Below are 16398 nucleotides of genomic sequence, written 5' to 3'. Positions count from 1 at the left end.
ACCTTCGTGCCGATGCCCTGGGTGCGTGATGATCTATCGTGCGGTCGCTTCCCTGTCGTGCGGCCGTGGGGGTGATGTGGATGTCGCTGCGGTCGAGCGGGTTGCCGCCAGTGCCGGAACGGACGGCGCGGGTGGCCCGGGCCGCTTTCCCGAAGGGGAGTCTGCCGATACGGGTGCGGGATCGGCTCGGTGAGGTGTTCGCGGACGAGCCGTTCGTCGAGGCGTTCGGGGTTCGTGGGGCCCCGGGATTGTCGCCGGGGGTGTTGTCGCTGGTCACGGTCTTGCAGTTCGCGGAGAACCTGACCGACCGGCAGGCCGCGGTGATGGCGGTGCGGGCGATCGACTGGAAGTACGCGCTCGGGGTGGAGCTGGAGGATCCGGGGTTCGACTTCAGCGTGCTGTCGAAGTTCCGGGCCCGGCTGGTCGAGCATGACATGGAGCGGGTGGTCTTCGAGAAGTTGCTGGAGCACTGCCGGGAGGCGGGGCTGGTGGCGGCGGGCGGGAAGCAGCGCACGGACGCGACCCATGTGATCAGCGCGGTGCGGGACCTGAACCGGCTGGAGCTGGCCGGGGAGAGCGTGCGGGCCGCGCTGGAAGCCCTCGCGGCGGCCGCGCCGTCCTGGCTGGCCAGCGTGGTAGACGTGCCCGAACTCGCCCACCGCTACGGGCAGCGGATTGAGGGCTGGACGCTTCCGGCCTCGAAGACGAAGCGGGAGCGGCTCGCGCTGGTCTTCGGGCAGGATGCGCTGGCCCTGTGCCGGGCGGTCTGGGCACCGGGGGCGCCCGGGTGGCTGCGGGAGATCGAGCCGGTCGCCCTGCTGCGGCAGGTCCTGGTCCAGACGTACGTGATCAGCACCGATACGCGCGGGCGGGAGGTGGTCAGGAAGCGGGAGGCCGACACGGACGGCGTTCCGCCCGGTCATCTCCGCCTCGCCTCGCCCTATGACGCCGACGCGCGCTGGGCGGCCAAGGGCGAGGATCTGTTCTGGCTGGGCTACAAGGTCCACCTCACCGAGACCTGCGACACTCCCGCCGAAGCCGAAGCCGAAGCCGAAGCCGGGGCGGTGGGGAGGCAGGAGCCGGTCCGGGCGGTGAACCTGATCACGGATGTGCTGACCACGGTGGCCACCGTCCCGGACGTGAAGGCGACCGCCACCGTCCAGGCCGCGCTCACCGCCCGCGGCCTGAAGCCGGCCGAGCACTACCTCGACTCCGGTTACCCCTCGGCCGACCTGATCACCCAGGCCGCAGGGCAGGGCATCATCATGGTCACCCCCGTGCTCCTGGACCACTCGCCCCAGGCCAAGGCGGCCGCCGGCTATGACAAGAACGCCTTCGGCATCGACTGGAAGACACGCCAGGCCACCTGCCCCGAAGGCCGCACCAGCACCGGGTGGCACCCGGTGAAACAGCACGGACGCGACGCCATCGTCGTCGAGTTCGCCCGCTCCGACTGCCGCGAGTGCCCCGTCTTGAAGCTGTGCACCCGGTCCCGGCGCGGCAACCGGATGCTCACCCTCTACCCCGAACACCTCCACGCTGCCCTGACCACGGCCCGCGCCGAGCAGAAGTCCCGGACCTGGAAGGACAAGTACGCCCTGCGCTCGGGCATCGAGGGAACCATCAACCAGGCCCTCGACCTCACTGGCCTGCGCAGGGCCCGCTACCGCGGCCTCCCGAAGGTCCGCCTCCAACACACGTTCTCCGCCACCGCGATCAACATCGTCCGCCTCGACGCCCACTGGACCACCACGGACACCCCACCCCGAACCGGCCGCCTCGCTCGCCTCGGCTACCAGCTCACAGCCTGACCCCGGAATTGAGCAACAGAGTCGACGAACCCACCCGGCAGCGGTGGATGCTGGCCCGCCGCAGCATCGCCAAGCCGGACGAGATCGCCTACTACCTCGCCTGCGCCCCGCTGGAGGCCACCGTCGCCGACCTGGTCCGTGTTGCCGGCTGCCGCTGGAAGATCGAGGAGTGCTTCCAGAGCGCGAAGAACGAGTGCGGCCTGGACCACTACGAGGTCCGCCGGTACGTCGGCTGGTACCGGCACATCACGCTCGCCATGCTCGCCCACATCTTCCTCGCGGCGATGGCCGTCCAGGAACGCGAAAAGGGGGTGGTGAGGCCGACACACCCGACCTCGTGGACCTCACCCCGGCCGAAATCCGTCGTCTGCTGGCAGTTGAACCTCGCCGCCGTCCTGCACCACGCGCACACGCGGTGAACTGGTCGCAATGGCGCCGCCGCCACCAAGCACGCGCCCGGCACTGTCACTACATGCGGCGTGGGCACACGTTCGCGGGACGGTCAGCCAAGACCGTCCCGCACCCATCACCGGCCCGCTACACTCCCCACACTCAAGCACTTGACCAGCGGTAATGGAGAAGTCCGGCTGGAGTACTAACGCACACCACTCGCGTCGTGGAATCAGCCCCGCGATGCTCTGGCCTGAGATTTCCTTCTACCTGTGTTGGGTAGACCTGTTTCTTGTGACGCACCACGTGGAGCGCGTGGCGACCTAGGAGTCGGTGGCGAAGGGTGCTTGACCTGCAAATCTGCGTGCGAGCGTGATGTGCGGCCTGCTCGTTACGTGCGTGGCCTGCCGCGTCCGGTGTCGCGACGCTCAGCTGAGGCTGGATGTTGCCCTGGCGGCGCCGGCGCATCCTCCGCCCGCGCTTGTTCGGCTGGGCCCAACTGCTCATCGCCGCCGCGCTCGGCGTTCAGCTGGTCGGCATCCTGGTAGTCGACGCCGCGTACGTCTGCTGCCACCATGCCGGGTGTCGTAGGTCTCCTCTTCTCCTTGATTTTGAGCACACGGGCCCAGCGTCCGCCGCGTACCCGGCAGGGCGGCTGAGAGTAGAGCTCACCGTAGGGTCCTCGGCGCCGTGGAGCCGATCCTCTGCACGGGACGGCAGCCGCGTCGGTGGCGCCCGGGCTTCCGGGCAGGACAGAGCGCGGCGGAGGCGAGCGAGGAGCATCACGGAGGAGGCGGAGCGATGTGACGGCCGGGCAGGAGCACTCCGATGGTGCGCGGACGGTTGCGGATGGGTCTACCTCGGGGCCGCCCCGGGGTGGGAAAGACGTACGCCATGCCGGAGGAGGGGTAGCGGCTTGCCGCGGCCGGTGCCGAGGTGGTCGTCGGGTTCGTCGAGCCGCACGGGCGACGGCACGCCGCCGGAAGGCGCAGTTGGTTGACGGTCCGGCTGTCGCCGCTCATCGCGGCCAAGAGGTGGGCGGCGGGCCAGGTGTGGCCGCCTTGCCGTCGAAAGACAGTCAGTCCGAGCCGGCGGGATCGGCGCCAGTCGGATCGGCCTGGCCCGCCCGGGCATGCCAGGGCGATGCCCTGAAGGAGCGTTGAGGCGTTTGGACGGGCCGGTACGCCGAGCGCGCGGACTGCTCGGGCGCCCAGACGGGCCAGAGCGTGCGGCACGTTCTCGGCCCACTGGTCGAAAGCAGCGAACGACGTGTGTCGGCAACGACCGAGGAGGCCCTGATCAGCAGTACCGGCACGACGGGGTGCCGCACCCCGCAGCGCTGCGGATCCGGCAGGAACCGCAGTCGTTTGCGATCAGGCCCCGAGGTAACGCCATGGCCCTTTGGCTGAAACTCCCCAGATTCTCCCCAGGGCTGATTGCGGACCGTGCTGCGGCCGCACTCGATCTGGCGTAGGCCTTGGAATTGAAAGGAGGGGCGCGGATCGACCTGGGAATGGAGCTGTAGAAGTAGCTCTGACTTGCCATTTGCATCCCTGCAAGCAGGTGATCCGCCCTCCCGGTATCCTCGCCCCGGGCGATCTCGGTACCTGGAGTCACCACTTCGCCAGCTACATCGGCAGCGCACCCCTGGACGCCTTCAGTGGCAACAACGTCCACCACCGGCTCAACATTGGCGAGAACATGGCCACTCTGCGGAACTCGGCGATCAACATCCTCCGTGCGGCCGGGCACCTCAGCATCGCCGCCGGCCTGCGCGAGGTCTCCTACGCGCCCTTCCCAGCCCACTGGACCTGCTCGACGTGGCCTGACCTGCACTCTGCCAAGATCACTCAGACCTTGAATCAAGCCTGCCTGGTCAAGCAGATCCGCGACTACGTCAACTCCTGGGATGAGTACGCGAATCCGTTTGTCTGGACCCGGTCCGCCGAGGAGATCCTCGCGAAGGTCCGCCTCGCCCAGACCAACGTGAAGAAACTCGTCAATAACGGTTCAAACTGACGGGCTCAGGATTACGAGACACTAGCGAATGAAGCTCGCGTAGCGTAGAAAACAAGTCAGCAGGCAAGCCTGTACGCGCAGGGGTCCTCCGATGCAGCCCGACGGGAGACATATTCATGGTTTCAATGTATGAGGAACATTTGACCCGTTGCGGGACGGTCATCCTGAGTCATCGCACATTCGAAGAGTTCCTCGCATCCGCTCAGAGTGCGTACGAGACGTGTACGCCCGGCAAGCCACCCTCCTGTTTCGCGATCCTGGTCGGCGAGATCGTTGAGGGTGAGGCTTTTGTCCACAGAGTCGAGTTCGGGCGCAATGTGCGGTCCACGGACCCAGCTGCGCTGGACGAGTTCAGTGCGACAATCGTGCCGAATTTCGGGGTCGCCTACGACAACGAGCACCGTGGGTTCTGGTGCAACTCCAGCGACCTCCTGCGCATCTATCGAAAAGCTGATGCGGATGGCCTGGAGATCATCGGGTCCATACACATGCACCCGGACTGGCACCGGATTGGGCCAGACGGCGAGCGAGGGCTCACGATCAGTGCGGCACCCACGCCGATGGACGTCTACATGTTCCGCAACACCACATGGCCGGTCAACCTGATCTGCTACCTGGAGTGCGTGAACCAAGTCGTGCGTTACAGCCTCGGGGCGTGGAGGTCTACCGGTGACGCAACCTGTGAGCCGCTGGCGATTCAGTTCACGCTTGACGACAAGCGAGCGTCCGAGGCGGATGACGACAAGGCGATCCGCGACATATTCGCGGACATGATGATCGCATGGTCCAAGGGTGACGGCAAAGATTTCACCCGTGCTTTTGCGGCAGATGCCGACTTCACATCCGTGCGCTGCGACCACATCGACGGCAGTCGTGAGATCGCAGCCGCGCACACTCGGCTGTTCCAGTCCATCTACTCCGGCACACGCCTCACGGCCACCGTGGAACGTGTGACGTATCCAAGACCGGATATAGCCATAGTTCACGTGGACACGCAGCTGGCGCGCACGGACGGCACTCCCGCTGAAGGCGTCGGAGGCAACCCGGGCAATTCCATGCACGCCCAGTCCGTCCTCGAACGCCGAGGTGGATCGTGGGAGATCATCTCATTCATGAACATGGTCCCGATGCGACCGCTTGCCGGTTAGGTAACGCCGCCTCTCATCGATATGACGACCACCCTGACATCAACAAGGAGTAAACCGTGACGAGACCGAGAATCCGCCATCTGGCGCTCTACGCCAGCAATCCAGAGGCCCTGACGGGTTTCTATCGCGAGAAATTTGGCATGGAAGTCATCATGAGTGATCCGGATGGCAACCACTTTCTGAGCGACGGGTATCTGACGCTCGCCGTGCTGAAACACCAGATGGCAGGCGAGGCGCCACTGGGCCTGAACCACTTCGGCTTCCACTTGGACGATGTGGACGGGACCCGAACGGCCCTGACCGAGGCCGGCCTTGAAGAGCCCGCACTCCGCGCGTCGAAACGGCCGTACGCCGAGTACCGGGCTATCGACCCGGAGGGCAACTGGTTCGACCTCTCGGAACACGGATACGGAATCCCTTGAACTGCTCTCCCAGCTAACCTCGCCGCTTCGGTAGGGGTGATGAGGCGTCACTGAGGGAGCGCACCGCGGCTGATCTGCGTGCACGGCCTCGATCTGACGGATCCATGCCGGGGCGTCCTCGGCCCAGGCTGCCCGGCACAAGGCCAGCGCGTCCTGGCCGAAGACCTGGGCGAGTCGGTCGCGTTTCGTCTGCGAGGGCGGCATGCGCCAGCCATCGACGCGCGGCCCGTACCGGTCGGCGAACTCCGTCACGTCGATCTGACCGGCCAGCCAGAGAGGGCCGCGACCGCGAGGGCCTCCAGGGCAGCGCGCACGCTCTCGCCGGCCAGCTCCAGGCGGTTCAAGTCCCGCACCGCGCTGATCACGTGGGTGGAGTCGGTGCGCTGCTTGCCTCCGGCCGCCACCAGCCCGGCGTCCTTGCAGTGCTCCAGGAGTCGGTCGAAGGCGACCCGCTCCATGCCGTTGTCCGCGAGCCGGGCCCTGAACTTGCTGAGCACACTGGCATCGAAGCCGGTGTCGGTGAGATCCGCTCCGAGTGCGTACTTCCAGTCGATGGCCCGCACCGCCATCGCCGCGGCCTGCCGATCGGTGAGGTCCTCGGCGAACTGCAACACCGTCACCAGCGACAACACCCCAGGCGACAGGCCCGGTGCCCCGCGCAGCCCGAACGCCTCGGAGAACGGCTCATCGGCGAAGACCTCCGCGAGGTGGTCCCGCACCCGTATCGCCAGACTCCCCTTGGGGAACGCCGCCCGCGCCACCACCACGGTCTGCTCCGGGATCTCCGGCAGACCCACCGGCCGCATCGACATCCGTACCGCCTCCACGGCCGCACGACGGAAAAACGACCTCAGGAACGATCATCGCCGACCCGCCCGCACCCCCGCAGCGAATTGGGCAGCAGAGTCACCTGTCAGACCAAAGACCGTTGCAGTACTAGTACTGCAACCGCATGTGTGGGTCGTGGCCTCGGCGTTGGTAATGGCAGCGGCGGGCTCGGGCCTGGCTGCGGCGCCGGAAGTGTGACCAGTGCAGACGGTGCTCGTTGCTGTGGCAGCGGGGCGTGACGACGACGTGCCCGATCATCCGGCGGATCTCCGGGACGCTGAGGGGTATGAGGTCTTGCTCGTCATCTCCGCTGCCCCTTTTGCGGCTTCTGCGGCACGGATGGCCGTGAGGTAGGCCAGGACGGCCATGGCGAGGGTGATGTGCCGGTACCAGGCCCGGTAGAGCCGCACCTGGTAGTGGTCGAGCCCGCATTCACCCTTCGCGGTCTGGAAGCATTCCTCCACCGCCCACCTGGCTCCGGCGGTCCTGACCAGGTCTTTCAGCCGGGAAGTGACGGGGCCGTAGCAGACGTAGTAGGCGATGTCGGTGGGGTCGGACAGGTTGCGGCGGGCGAGCACCCAGTGCCCGGATCCGCCCTCCCAGGTGGGCCGGATCGCGACGCGGGCCCAGTGGTAGATCCGCTGGCCGTGGGCGCCTGCTCCGGCGGAGATCCGCTTCCATGCCTGCTTCGGCAGGGCCGCGATCAGCTCGTCGACGCGGGCGTCCCGGCCGTCGGCGGTGATCACGGTGTCGTTGACCTTGGTGGCCAGCACATACGCGGCCTGGCGTTCTTCCAGCCAGGCGCGGAAGTGCTTGACCTGCCCGTATGCCTCGTCCGCGGTCACCCAGGCGAAGGGAACAGCCGCGTCGATGGCGCGTTGCAGCATCCACTTGAGGTGCTCGATCTTCGTGGCGAACGGCACGGTGTCGTCGATCCCGGCTGCCCGGCAGCGGTCGCGGTCGTCCGTCCAGGACTTCGGGACGTAGAGTTCCCGGTCGATCAGCGCCCGCCCTTTGGCGGATGCGTAGGCGAGGAAGGTGCCGATCTGGCAGTTCTCGGTGCGGCCAGCGGTGCCGGAATACTGCCGCTGGACCCCTGCTGACCTGGTGCCCTTCTTCAGGAACCCGGTGTCGTCCCCGATGAGCACGCCATCCTTGGCGCCGATGGTCTCCACGACGAAGTCCCGGACATCGTCGCGGACCGCGTTCTCGTCCCATTCGGAGTGGTTGAGCAGGCGTTGCACACCGTCCGGGCGGAGCTGGCCGACCTGCTCGGCCAGCGTCCACCCGTTCTTCTTCTCTAGCGGCGCAAGCAGGCCCGTCATGTAGTCCAGAGCCCGATCACGTGGCTCCGACCTGCCAAAACGATGCCCGAACCGGGCATGCAACCCCGCTACACCCTCGGACCACGACTCGATCTGCTCAACCGTCAGCGATTCATCACACAGTCACAACAACGAGCAACCTCACCGACCGTCACGCCACATGCGGTTGCAGTACTAAGCCTCGATCCACCGGCGTGGTTCGGAAGTGATCTTCTGGCGGGTTTCTGTGCCGGTTCCGGGTCGGTGCTTGTAGGTGGGCAAGTTGTAGCTGCTGGTCTGCCCAGCGTTTCCACGTGTTCGGTTCCGGTTGGGCCCTGGCGGGCGGGGGGTGGGCAGGGGCGGTTCGTGTCAGCCGGCTGGTCCGTGGACGGTGTCGAAGAGGTGTGTCCAGGCGTGCTGCCAGGGCCAGTTGTGCGGCAGGTGCAGGGTGACGCGCCGGGCGGAGCGGGCGGTCCGGGCCGGAACGTGGATCAAGTGGGTGCGGAGGGTGGCGGTGGTGGCCCTGGCGTGGAAGGCGGAGGTCAGCGCACCGGTGGCCCGCAGCAGGTTGTAGGTCATGGCCCACAGGGTCAGCCAGGCCGCGTTGGCGTTGAACTGTCCGGACGGCAGGTGGGCCAGAGCTGCGGCTTTGCTGTCGGCGATGACCTGCTCGACGACGGCGTGGTGACGGTGTTCCCGCTCGGCCTGGAGCGTTCCGGCGGGGTTGTCAGTGAAGAACGGGTGGTAGCGCCAGACGGGGAACAGCTCGCCCTGGTCACCCACGACGGTGGGTTTGGCCAGGTCACGGACGCGGCGCACGATCAGCCGGGCGGTGACCTGTTCCGCCTTCTTGCGGCCGGCGAAGGCGGTGTATGCGGGTATCTCGGCGACTTCGGCGCCGGAGATGAGCTCTCCGGTGTCGGGGTCGGGCACCGCGGTGGGATAGGTGATCTGCTGCCATGCCTGGTCGGGGATGCTGTGGATGGCCCGTTTGATGGAGGGGTTCATGCCGGTGGTGACCGAGAAGCGGGCCCCGGCCCGGCGGCAGGCGGCGATGACACCGGCGTTGTAGAACTGTGAATCCGCCCGCAGGATACGGGTCCCGGTGCAGCCGGCCTCCCGGGCGGCGGCCAGGGCTTCACTGACGAACTTGGGGGCGCCGCGGGCATCGGCCGCTTTGCCGCGGCGCATCCGCACCCCGGCGATCACCGGGCGGGAGTGCGGGGTGCAGATCGTGGCGAGCAGGGGGTGCAGGGTGCGTACGCCTTTGAACCGGCCGTACTCGGCGCCCTGCTTGGCCCGGCCGTAGACCCGTTTGTGGGTGGAGTCGACATCGATGAACGCCTTCTCGCCCGCGCCGGGCAGCAGCGGGGTATGCGCGGCCAGAGCGGCCAGGAACCTGCGGTGCACCGCGTGGAGCTGGAGTGCGTGACCGTGGGTGAACGCGCGCAGAAACGTGCCCAGCGTGGACGGCGCACGGACGCCTGCGAACAACACGGGCATCGCGCCGTGGCGCAGGACGTGAAGGTCATCGATGCTGTCCGCACCCGCGGCCATCCCGGCCACGATGCTGGTGACCTTGGCATCCGCCGCCGCACCCGCACCGTTCTTCGCCCCGGTCAGCTTCACCTTCTCCGCGGCCAGACGGGCAAGCCCGCACCGCTCGGCCAGGCGCATCACCGGGACCAGCCCGGCATGCGCGATCAGATTCCGGTCGTCGAACGCAGCGGAGACCGCCGCCGGAGTATGGGAAGCTTTCATCTACGAGGTGCCTTGCTGATTGTGCGTGCTGGAAGCGTCAGAACTCCCATCATCGCAGGTCAGCAGGCACCTCTCTTCGGTTCTCTGTCCACAGGACACAGGCCAGTCGGTGGATCGAGGCTAAGGGCTCGCAGAGGATTAACCCGTAGCTTCCCGATCTGGCGGTCGTTGGCGTGGTATGGAAGCGGCGGAAGAGATAGCGGCGGCCTTGGTGGCGAAGTTCACGGTGCTGTTCCCGCATCTGGACGAACGTCAGCGTCGTCTCCTGCTGGCGGCCGAGGCCCGGGTACTGGGCCATGGCGGGATCAGGCTGGTCGCCCGGGCGGCTGGAGTGCGAGAGGCCACGGTGTCGCTTGGTGTCACTGAACTGGACTCCGGTGAAGCCCCGTTGGGGCGGGCGCGCCGGGTCGGTGGTGGCCGCAAGCGGGTAGTGGACCTGGACCCGGGACTGCGTCCGGCACTGTTGGCCCTGGTCGAGCCGGACATGCGCGGGGACCCGATGTCGCCCCTGCGGTGGACGACGAAGTCCACCCGCCACCTCGCCGCCGAGCTCACGCGCCAAGGCCACCGGATATCCGCCGACACCGTCGCCGACGTGCTGCGCGAGGAAGGCTTCAGCCTCCAGGGCAACGCCAAAGTCATCGAAGGCCGGCAGCACCCGGACCGGGACGGCCAGTTCCGCTATATCAACGAGCAGGCCAAGGCCCACCAGGTGGCCGGCGACCCGGTGATCAGCGTCGATACGAAAAAGAAGGAAGTGGTGGGGCCGTTCAAGAACGGCGGCCGGGAATGGCGGCCCGCAGGCAACCCCGAGCGGGTCAGCACCCACGACTTCCCGGACAAGGAACTCGGGAAGGCCGTGCCCTACGGCATCTACGACCTGGCTGCGAACACCGGCTGGGTCAGCGTCGGCACCGACCACGACACCGCCGCCTTCGCCGTCGAATCCATCCGCCGCTGGTGGAATGCCCGCGGCAAGGAGGACTACCCGCAGGCCAGGCGGCTGCTGATCACCGCCGATGCCGGCGGCTCCAACGGCTACCGCACCCGCGCCTGGAAGGCCGAACTCGCCGCCCTGGCCCTGGAAACAGGCATGGAGGTCACTGTCTGCCACTTTCCTCCGGGCACATCGAAATGGAATCGGATCGAGCACCGGCTGTTCTCACACATCACCATGAACTGGCGCGGCAGGCCGCTGACCAGCCACGAAGTCATCGTGCAGAGCATCGCCGCGACCACCACCCGCACCGGGCTGAAAGTCCACGCCGAACTCGACACCGCTACCTACGAGACCGGGGTCCGCATCGGTGACGGGCAGATGGACGTCCTCCCCGTCACACGCCACGACTGGCACGGCGACTGGAACTACACACTCCGCCCCGAGGCATACACCCAGGTCAACGACGCACCAGACCCGTTCGATCAGCCGAGCCCCGACCTCGCCTGGCTATGCCACCCCGCCCTGACCGGACTGCCGCCCGCCGAGTGGGACACCCTCATCACCGCGCTGACCATCCTCCACGACGCCCAGCGCGAGACTCACCTGGACCAACGACGCGGCCACCGACCTCGCGTCAAGGGCGACGGCACCACCGGCCGACGCCCCGTCCTCACCCTCGCCGACCGGCTCCTAGCCACACTCCTCCACTACCGGCTCGCCCTGCCCCAAGTCGCCGTCGCCGCCCTGCTCACCGTCCACCCCGGAACAATCAACAGACGCATCCGCGACATCCGGCAGTTCCTGGAAACAGCCGGGCACCCCATCCAGCCCGCCGACGACCGACTCGCCACCCTCGACGACCTCTACGACTTCGCCAGCACCCGTGGAATCACCCTCCCAGCAGAGATCAAACCAGCGAGTTAATGATCTGCGAGCCCTAACTGAACGGCGTTGACCCTAGCACCCGGTGGGCAGAGATGGACACGGAGTCGGCGCCATGCTGGAATGACCAGGACGGGCCGGACGGCGCATAGCCGGCGACCATGCCACCGAGCGTCGCGTCGGTGTGCACGTAGACCCGGCCCGCCGCAGACGCGGCCAAGCGCAGCTCGGAAATATCGTCCACGGCTCCGGTCTCGGCATTGCCGCAGATGGCCAGGATGATGGCGCCGGAGTCCGGACGTCGTGCGGTGCCCGCGGCCACCGCACGACGCAACTCCACCGCGTCCATGGTGCCATCGAGCCGTGTGCCGATGGTCACCAGTTCGGCGCCGAGCGCGAGCACCGCGCCAGGGAGGCCGCACTTGGCCTGGTCGCTGAGGTAGACGGGAGCATTCGGCATCCGGTTCACGGCCGTGGCGAGGCCGAATCGGATACCTTCGGTCTCCGAGACCGAAACATGGCTGCGGGCGAAGCGCGGTGCCTGTGTCAGCTCTTTGAAGAATTCCCTTACGGAGCCCTCGAGGGAGTTGACTTGGCCCTGGACTTCGAGGGGTTCGATCGTGCTGTTCACGTTGCACAGGAACGCGGCAAGGAGCGGGGTCAGGTGTTCGACTCCGGTCTCCTGGTTGACGGGCAGGCCGAGCAAGTAGTTCTGATCTGGCCTGAGGTGTTCGAGCGCCGTCAGCAGGCGCAGGGTGTCGCTCGCGGCGGCCACGGGGTGATCCCGGATGAGGACCGTCTCGGGGGCAGCCGCTTCGGCTCGGTTTCGTGCGTCCACTGTCTGCCCCCATCGGGTCCCGGGCGGCCGCGGCCTTGCGGCCTGTCGAGTCTGCGGACGACATGCAGACCCGTTACTCCCTCGGCTACGCGGCAGCGGCAGAGAAGGTTCAGTCGCGAAGAAGTCTGCTCGATGGCGTAATTGACCCGGCTGAATTCGGCGTTGGAGGCCGGTCCGGGGGGTGTCGGCGTACGGGCTCTGATGCAGAGGTGCGTACGGGTTGATCTACAGAGGTGACTCGGCGTGTCGGGGTGGGGCCCGGCTCGATGAGAGGAGCCTGACGCTGATCTTGTGAAGCGTCGAGGAGGGCCTGTCGGATGTTGCTGGAACCGGGGCGGTGGCTGGAGCTGCGGCGTTTCCGGGCTCTGCATGAGGCGGGCGCGAGCATCTCGGAGATCGCTCGGGAGACCGGTCTGAACTGGCGTACGGTCAAGAAGTATCTGGAGAGCGACGGTCCTCCGGTTCCGCCGGCTCCGGCGCCGCGCTCGGATCTCGGCAACCAGGTGATCAAGCCGTGGGCGCATGTGATTGATGCGTGGCTACGGGCTGAGGTGCTGCTGAAGGCCGCGGTCATCCATGAGCGTCTGGTCGAGCAGTATGCCTTCCCGCACCACTACCAGCGCGTCAAGATGTACGTGCAGCAGGCCCGACCCCGCATCGCCGAGGAGTTGGGATATACCCCGCGCGAGCTGGCGAAGTTGCACCGCCGCTTCGAGGTGGTGCCCGGCGCCCAGGCCCAGGTCGACTGGGGCGACGAGGGCAACATCCTGGCCCATGTCGGCATCCCGAAGGTCTACTCCTTCCACATGACCTTGTCCTACTCCCGAGATCCGTTCTGCTGCTTCACCACCAGCCAGAATCTGGCATCGTTCTTCGAGTGCCACCGGCGGGCGTTCGCGCACTTCGGCGGGGCGCCCGGGGTGATCGTCTACGACCGGACCAAGACTGTCGTGCGCCGTCACGTCGCCCCGGGCGAGGCGGTCCCGTTGCATCCGGAGGCCGTGGCGTTCGCCGGGCACTACGACTTCGACATCGACGTCTTGGCCGCCTACCGGCCGACGGGGAAGGGCCGCGTCGAGCGCCAGGTCCTCATCGTCCGCGATCATGTGCTCGCGGGGCGGTCCTTCTCCAGCCTGGATGACATGGACGGGGCGTTCATGGCCTGGGTGCCCCAGCGCCGGGCGCGTACGCACCGCACCCACGGCGAGGTGATCGGCGTGCGGGCCAAGCGGGATCACGCCGCGCTGCGGGCGCTGCCCGCCAAGCCCTACATCGTGGCCGATCGGCACCTGCGACACGTGGCCAAGGACTGCCTGGTCGCCTTCGACGCCAACCTCTACTCGGTGCCCGCCACCAAGGTCCGCCACCGCCAGCTCGTCGAGGTCAGAGCCTCCGCAGGCACCGTGGCCCTGCATTCCACCGTGCCCGACGCGCAGGGCATCACGCTGCTGGCCGTGCACTCCCGCGCGGTCGGACGCAGCGCGAGGATCGTGGATGAGGCCCACTGGAAGGCCCTGCCCGACGGACACACCCGCGCCACCACCACCGACCTTCCGCCACCCGTGAGCAGGCCGGCCCGCTCCGGCGCCGAGGAACCGGGCGGTCTGATCTCGCTGCTGACCCGGGCCAGAGCCGCGCAAGTCCACGTCGGCACCCGTCCGCTGGCCCTCTACGACCAGATCGCCGGCACCCGCCCGTTCAACCCCGCCCCCATCGACCCCAAGGACATGCGTTGAGCGAGCTGGTCACCGCCCGGATCCGCACCACCGCCACCAAACTCGGCCTGCCCCACCTCACCGAGGCCCTGGCCGAGCACGTCGGCCGGGCCGACGCCGCGTCGATGGCCTACCTCGACTTCCTCGACCTGGTCTTGGAAGAAGAACTTGCCGTCCGTGAAGAACGCCGCTTCCGCCACGCGCTACGGGTCTCCCGCCTGCCACACCACAAGACGATTGAGGAGTACGACTTCTCCTACCAGCCCGAACTCGACCCCAGGAAGGTCAAGGACCTGGCCACCCTCGCGTTCGTCGAGGCCAAGTCCAACGTCGCGCTGCTGGGCCCGCCCGGGGTCGGCAAGACACATATCGCCGTCGCGCTGGCTGTCGCCGCCTGCCGGGCCGGCTACTCGATCTACTTCACCACCCTCGACGACATGGTCCGCCAGCTCAAGGCCGCCGACTCCATCGGCCGCCTGGCCAGCAAACTCCGCACCTACCTGCGGCCTCACGTTCTCGTGGTGGACGAGGTCGGCTACCTCCCGCTGGAGCGTGACGAGGCAAACCTCGTCTTCCAGATGCTCTCCAAGCGCTACGAGAAGGGCTCCACCCTGCTGACCTCGAACAAGAGTTTCAGTGAGTGGGGTCAGGTCTTCGGCGACGACGTCCTGGCCACTGCCATCATCGACCGCCTACTCCACCACTGCGAGATCCTCGCCATCAACGGCGCCAGCTACCGCCTGAAGAACCGCCTCACAGCCATCGAAGGCGGCATCACTGCGGCCAGCTGACACAGGATCAAGCTCTGCACATCAGCCCGTACACACCTCTGCACTACAGCCCGTACGCCGACACGGTGTCGAGTTCGGCGTGGACTTTCAGCCCGGTGCGGGTGGTGGTCGCGGCGATGCTCTGCACGATGACTTCGTGGCTGGTCAGCGGCCTGCCGCGCCAGTTCATGGTGATGTGTGAGAACAGCCGGTGCTCGATCCGATTCCATTTCGATGTGCCCGGAGGAAAGTGACAGACAGTGACCTCCATGCCTGTTTCCAGGGCCAGGGCGGCGAGTTCGGCCTTCCAGGCGCGGGTGCGGTAGCCGTTGGAGCCGCCGGCATCGGCGGTGATCAGCAGCCGCCTGGCCTGCGGGTAGTCCTCCTTGCCGCGGGCATTCCACCAGCGGCGGATGGATTCGACGGCGAAGGCGGCGGTGTCGTGGTCGGTGCCGACGCTGACCCAGCCGGTGTTCGCAGCCAGGTTGTAGATGCCGTAGGGCACGGCCTTCCCGAGTTCCTTGTCCGGGAAGTCGTGGGTGCTGACCCGCTCGGGGTTGCCTGCGGGCCGCCATTCCCGGCCGCCGTTCTTGAACGGCCCCACCACTTCCTTCTTTTTCGTATCGACGCTGATCACCGGGTCGCCGGCCACCTGGTGGGCCTTGGCCTGCTCGTTGATATAGCGGAACTGGCCGTCCCGGTCCGGGTGCTGTCGGCCTTCGATGACTTTGGCGTTGCCCTGGAGGCTGAAGCCTTCCTCGCGCAGCACGTCGGCGACGGTGTCGGCGGATATCCGGTGGCCTTGGCGCGTGAGCTCGGCGGCGAGGTGGCGGGTGGACTTCGTCGTCCACCGCAGGGGCGACATCGGGTCCCCGCGCATGTCCGGCTCGACCAGGGCCAACAGTGCCGGACGCAGTCCCGGGTCCAGGTCCACTACCCGCTTGCGGCCACCACCGACCCGGCGCGCCCGCCCCAACGGGGCTTCACCGGAGTCCAGTTCAGTGACACCAAGCGACACCGTGGCCTCTCGCACTCCAGCCGCCCGGGCGACCAGCCTGATCCCGCCATGGCCCAGTACCCGGGCCTCGGCCGCCAGCAGGAGACGACGCTGACGTTCGTCCAGATGCGGGAACAGCACCGTGAACTTCGCCACCAAGGCCGCCGCTATCTCTTCCGCCGCTTCCATACCACGCCAACGACCGCCAGATCGGGAAGCTACGGGTTAATCCTCTGCGAGCCCTAACTACCTGGCCTTGGGTCAAGGCTCGTCTCGCTGGCCCCGGCCGCCTGGGCGAGCGCTCGGATCCCACCGTGGCCCAGGATCCGAGCCTCAGCCTTTACGAACCGCGATCTTCGATTGGATCGAGAGCTGGCACAAGTTGCACCGGCTCCACAGCAGCCTCGGCCATCGCGGTCCCACTGAATACGAGACTGCCCTCGCGGCGTGACCACCACACCAAACGTGTCCGTTAAAGCGGAACAAGCTCACAAGCAGCTTGACTCGATACAGCACCCTCGGGGGTGTAGGGGTCCCATGATCCCGACCGCCGTGGAAGGTCTGTCGCGAATT

Annotated in this window: 11 protein-coding genes and 2 pseudogenes; 8 read left to right on the top strand and 5 right to left on the bottom strand. The window is 67.3% G+C overall.

From position 1 onward, the window contains the following. Positions 1-74: 74 nt before the first annotated feature. The 5 genes and pseudogenes from OG332_RS36735 to OG332_RS36715 all read left to right on the top strand — a co-directional run bounded on the left by OG332_RS36735 (position 75) and on the right by OG332_RS36715 (position 5790). A complete protein-coding gene (locus OG332_RS36735) occupies positions 75-1811 on the top strand; it encodes an IS1182 family transposase (RefSeq protein WP_327419485.1) in 1737 nt (578 codons plus the stop codon). 23 nt (positions 1812-1834) lie between these two features. Next, positions 1835-2230 (top strand): annotated as a pseudogene (locus OG332_RS36730) (IS701 family transposase); the annotation flags it as partial. Positions 2231-3764: 1534 nt separating this feature from the next. Continuing rightward, positions 3765-4220 (top strand): hypothetical protein, encoded by a 456-nt coding sequence (locus OG332_RS36725; RefSeq protein WP_327417480.1) that lies wholly within the window; start codon positions 3765-3767, stop codon positions 4218-4220. Positions 4221-4345: 125 nt separating this feature from the next. Next, positions 4346-5368: an SgcJ/EcaC family oxidoreductase gene (locus OG332_RS36720; RefSeq protein ID WP_327417479.1), complete on the top strand. Its 1023-nt coding sequence runs from the start codon at positions 4346-4348 to the stop codon at positions 5366-5368. A gap of 56 nt (positions 5369-5424) precedes the next feature. Then, the gene (locus OG332_RS36715; RefSeq protein ID WP_327417478.1) at positions 5425-5790 is read left to right on the top strand and encodes a VOC family protein; all 366 of its coding nucleotides are present in this window, start codon (positions 5425-5427) and stop codon (positions 5788-5790) included. A 248-nt stretch (positions 5791-6038) separates the two neighbouring features. Here OG332_RS36715 and OG332_RS36710 read toward each other — a convergent pair whose 3' ends face one another. From OG332_RS36710 to OG332_RS36700, 3 genes are all read right to left on the bottom strand, one after another. After that, positions 6039-6602: a transposase gene (locus OG332_RS36710; RefSeq protein ID WP_327417477.1), complete on the bottom strand. Its 564-nt coding sequence runs from the start codon at positions 6600-6602 to the stop codon at positions 6039-6041. 270 nt (positions 6603-6872) lie between these two features. Next, positions 6873-8036: an IS701 family transposase gene (locus tag OG332_RS36705; protein WP_327419120.1), complete on the bottom strand. Its 1164-nt coding sequence runs from the start codon at positions 8034-8036 to the stop codon at positions 6873-6875. A 255-nt stretch (positions 8037-8291) separates the two neighbouring features. Continuing rightward, on the bottom strand, positions 8292-9683 hold the full coding sequence (locus OG332_RS36700) for an IS1380 family transposase (protein WP_327417476.1): 1392 nt from the start codon (positions 9681-9683) through the stop codon (positions 8292-8294). 178 nt (positions 9684-9861) lie between these two features. On the opposite strand from OG332_RS36700, the gene OG332_RS36695 reads away from it, so the two are divergent. Beyond that, the gene (locus OG332_RS36695; protein ID WP_327417475.1) at positions 9862-11547 is read left to right on the top strand and encodes an ISAzo13 family transposase; all 1686 of its coding nucleotides are present in this window, start codon (positions 9862-9864) and stop codon (positions 11545-11547) included. Positions 11548-11560: 13 nt separating this feature from the next. Here OG332_RS36695 and OG332_RS36690 read toward each other — a convergent pair whose 3' ends face one another. Beyond that, the gene (locus tag OG332_RS36690; protein ID WP_327417474.1) at positions 11561-12280 is read right to left on the bottom strand and encodes a hypothetical protein; all 720 of its coding nucleotides are present in this window, start codon (positions 12278-12280) and stop codon (positions 11561-11563) included. A 380-nt stretch (positions 12281-12660) separates the two neighbouring features. Between OG332_RS36690 and istA the strand changes: the two genes are divergently transcribed. Next, positions 12661-14079 carry an IS21 family transposase gene (istA, locus tag OG332_RS36685; RefSeq protein ID WP_327411910.1) on the top strand — a complete coding sequence of 473 codons (1419 nt, stop codon included), beginning with the start codon at positions 12661-12663 and terminating at the stop codon, positions 14077-14079. Next, on the top strand, positions 14076-14849 hold the full coding sequence (istB, locus tag OG332_RS36680; protein ID WP_327411911.1) for an IS21-like element helper ATPase IstB: 774 nt from the start codon (positions 14076-14078) through the stop codon (positions 14847-14849). Before istA ends, istB begins: the two co-directional genes overlap by 4 nt. A 64-nt stretch (positions 14850-14913) precedes the next feature. Here istB and OG332_RS36675 read toward each other — a convergent pair. After that, a pseudogene (locus OG332_RS36675) lies at positions 14914-16014 on the bottom strand (ISAzo13 family transposase); the annotation flags it as partial. Between the last annotated feature and the right edge of the window lie 384 nt (positions 16015-16398).

It is taken from the genome of Streptomyces sp. NBC_01233, from assembly GCF_035989305.1.
GTDB lineage: Bacteria > Actinomycetota > Actinomycetes > Streptomycetales > Streptomycetaceae > Streptomyces.
This window is presented reverse-complemented; position numbering and strand designations above follow the sequence as displayed.

Excerpts from the sequence above, each read along its gene's own strand:
- OG332_RS36735 (WP_327419485.1), top strand. The coding sequence starts at position 75 with ATGTGGATGTCGCTGCGGTCGAGCGGGTTGCCGCCAGTGCCGGAACGG.
- OG332_RS36720 (WP_327417479.1), top strand. The coding sequence starts at position 4,346 with ATGTATGAGGAACATTTGACCCGTTGCGGGACGGTCATCCTGAGTCAT.
- OG332_RS36710 (WP_327417477.1), bottom strand. The coding sequence starts at position 6,602 with ATGTCGATGCGGCCGGTGGGTCTGCCGGAGATCCCGGAGCAGACCGTG.
- OG332_RS36700 (WP_327417476.1), bottom strand. The coding sequence starts at position 9,683 with ATGAAAGCTTCCCATACTCCGGCGGCGGTCTCCGCTGCGTTCGACGAC.
- OG332_RS36695 (WP_327417475.1), top strand. The coding sequence starts at position 9,862 with ATGGAAGCGGCGGAAGAGATAGCGGCGGCCTTGGTGGCGAAGTTCACG.
- istA (WP_327411910.1), top strand. The coding sequence starts at position 12,661 with ATGTTGCTGGAACCGGGGCGGTGGCTGGAGCTGCGGCGTTTCCGGGCT.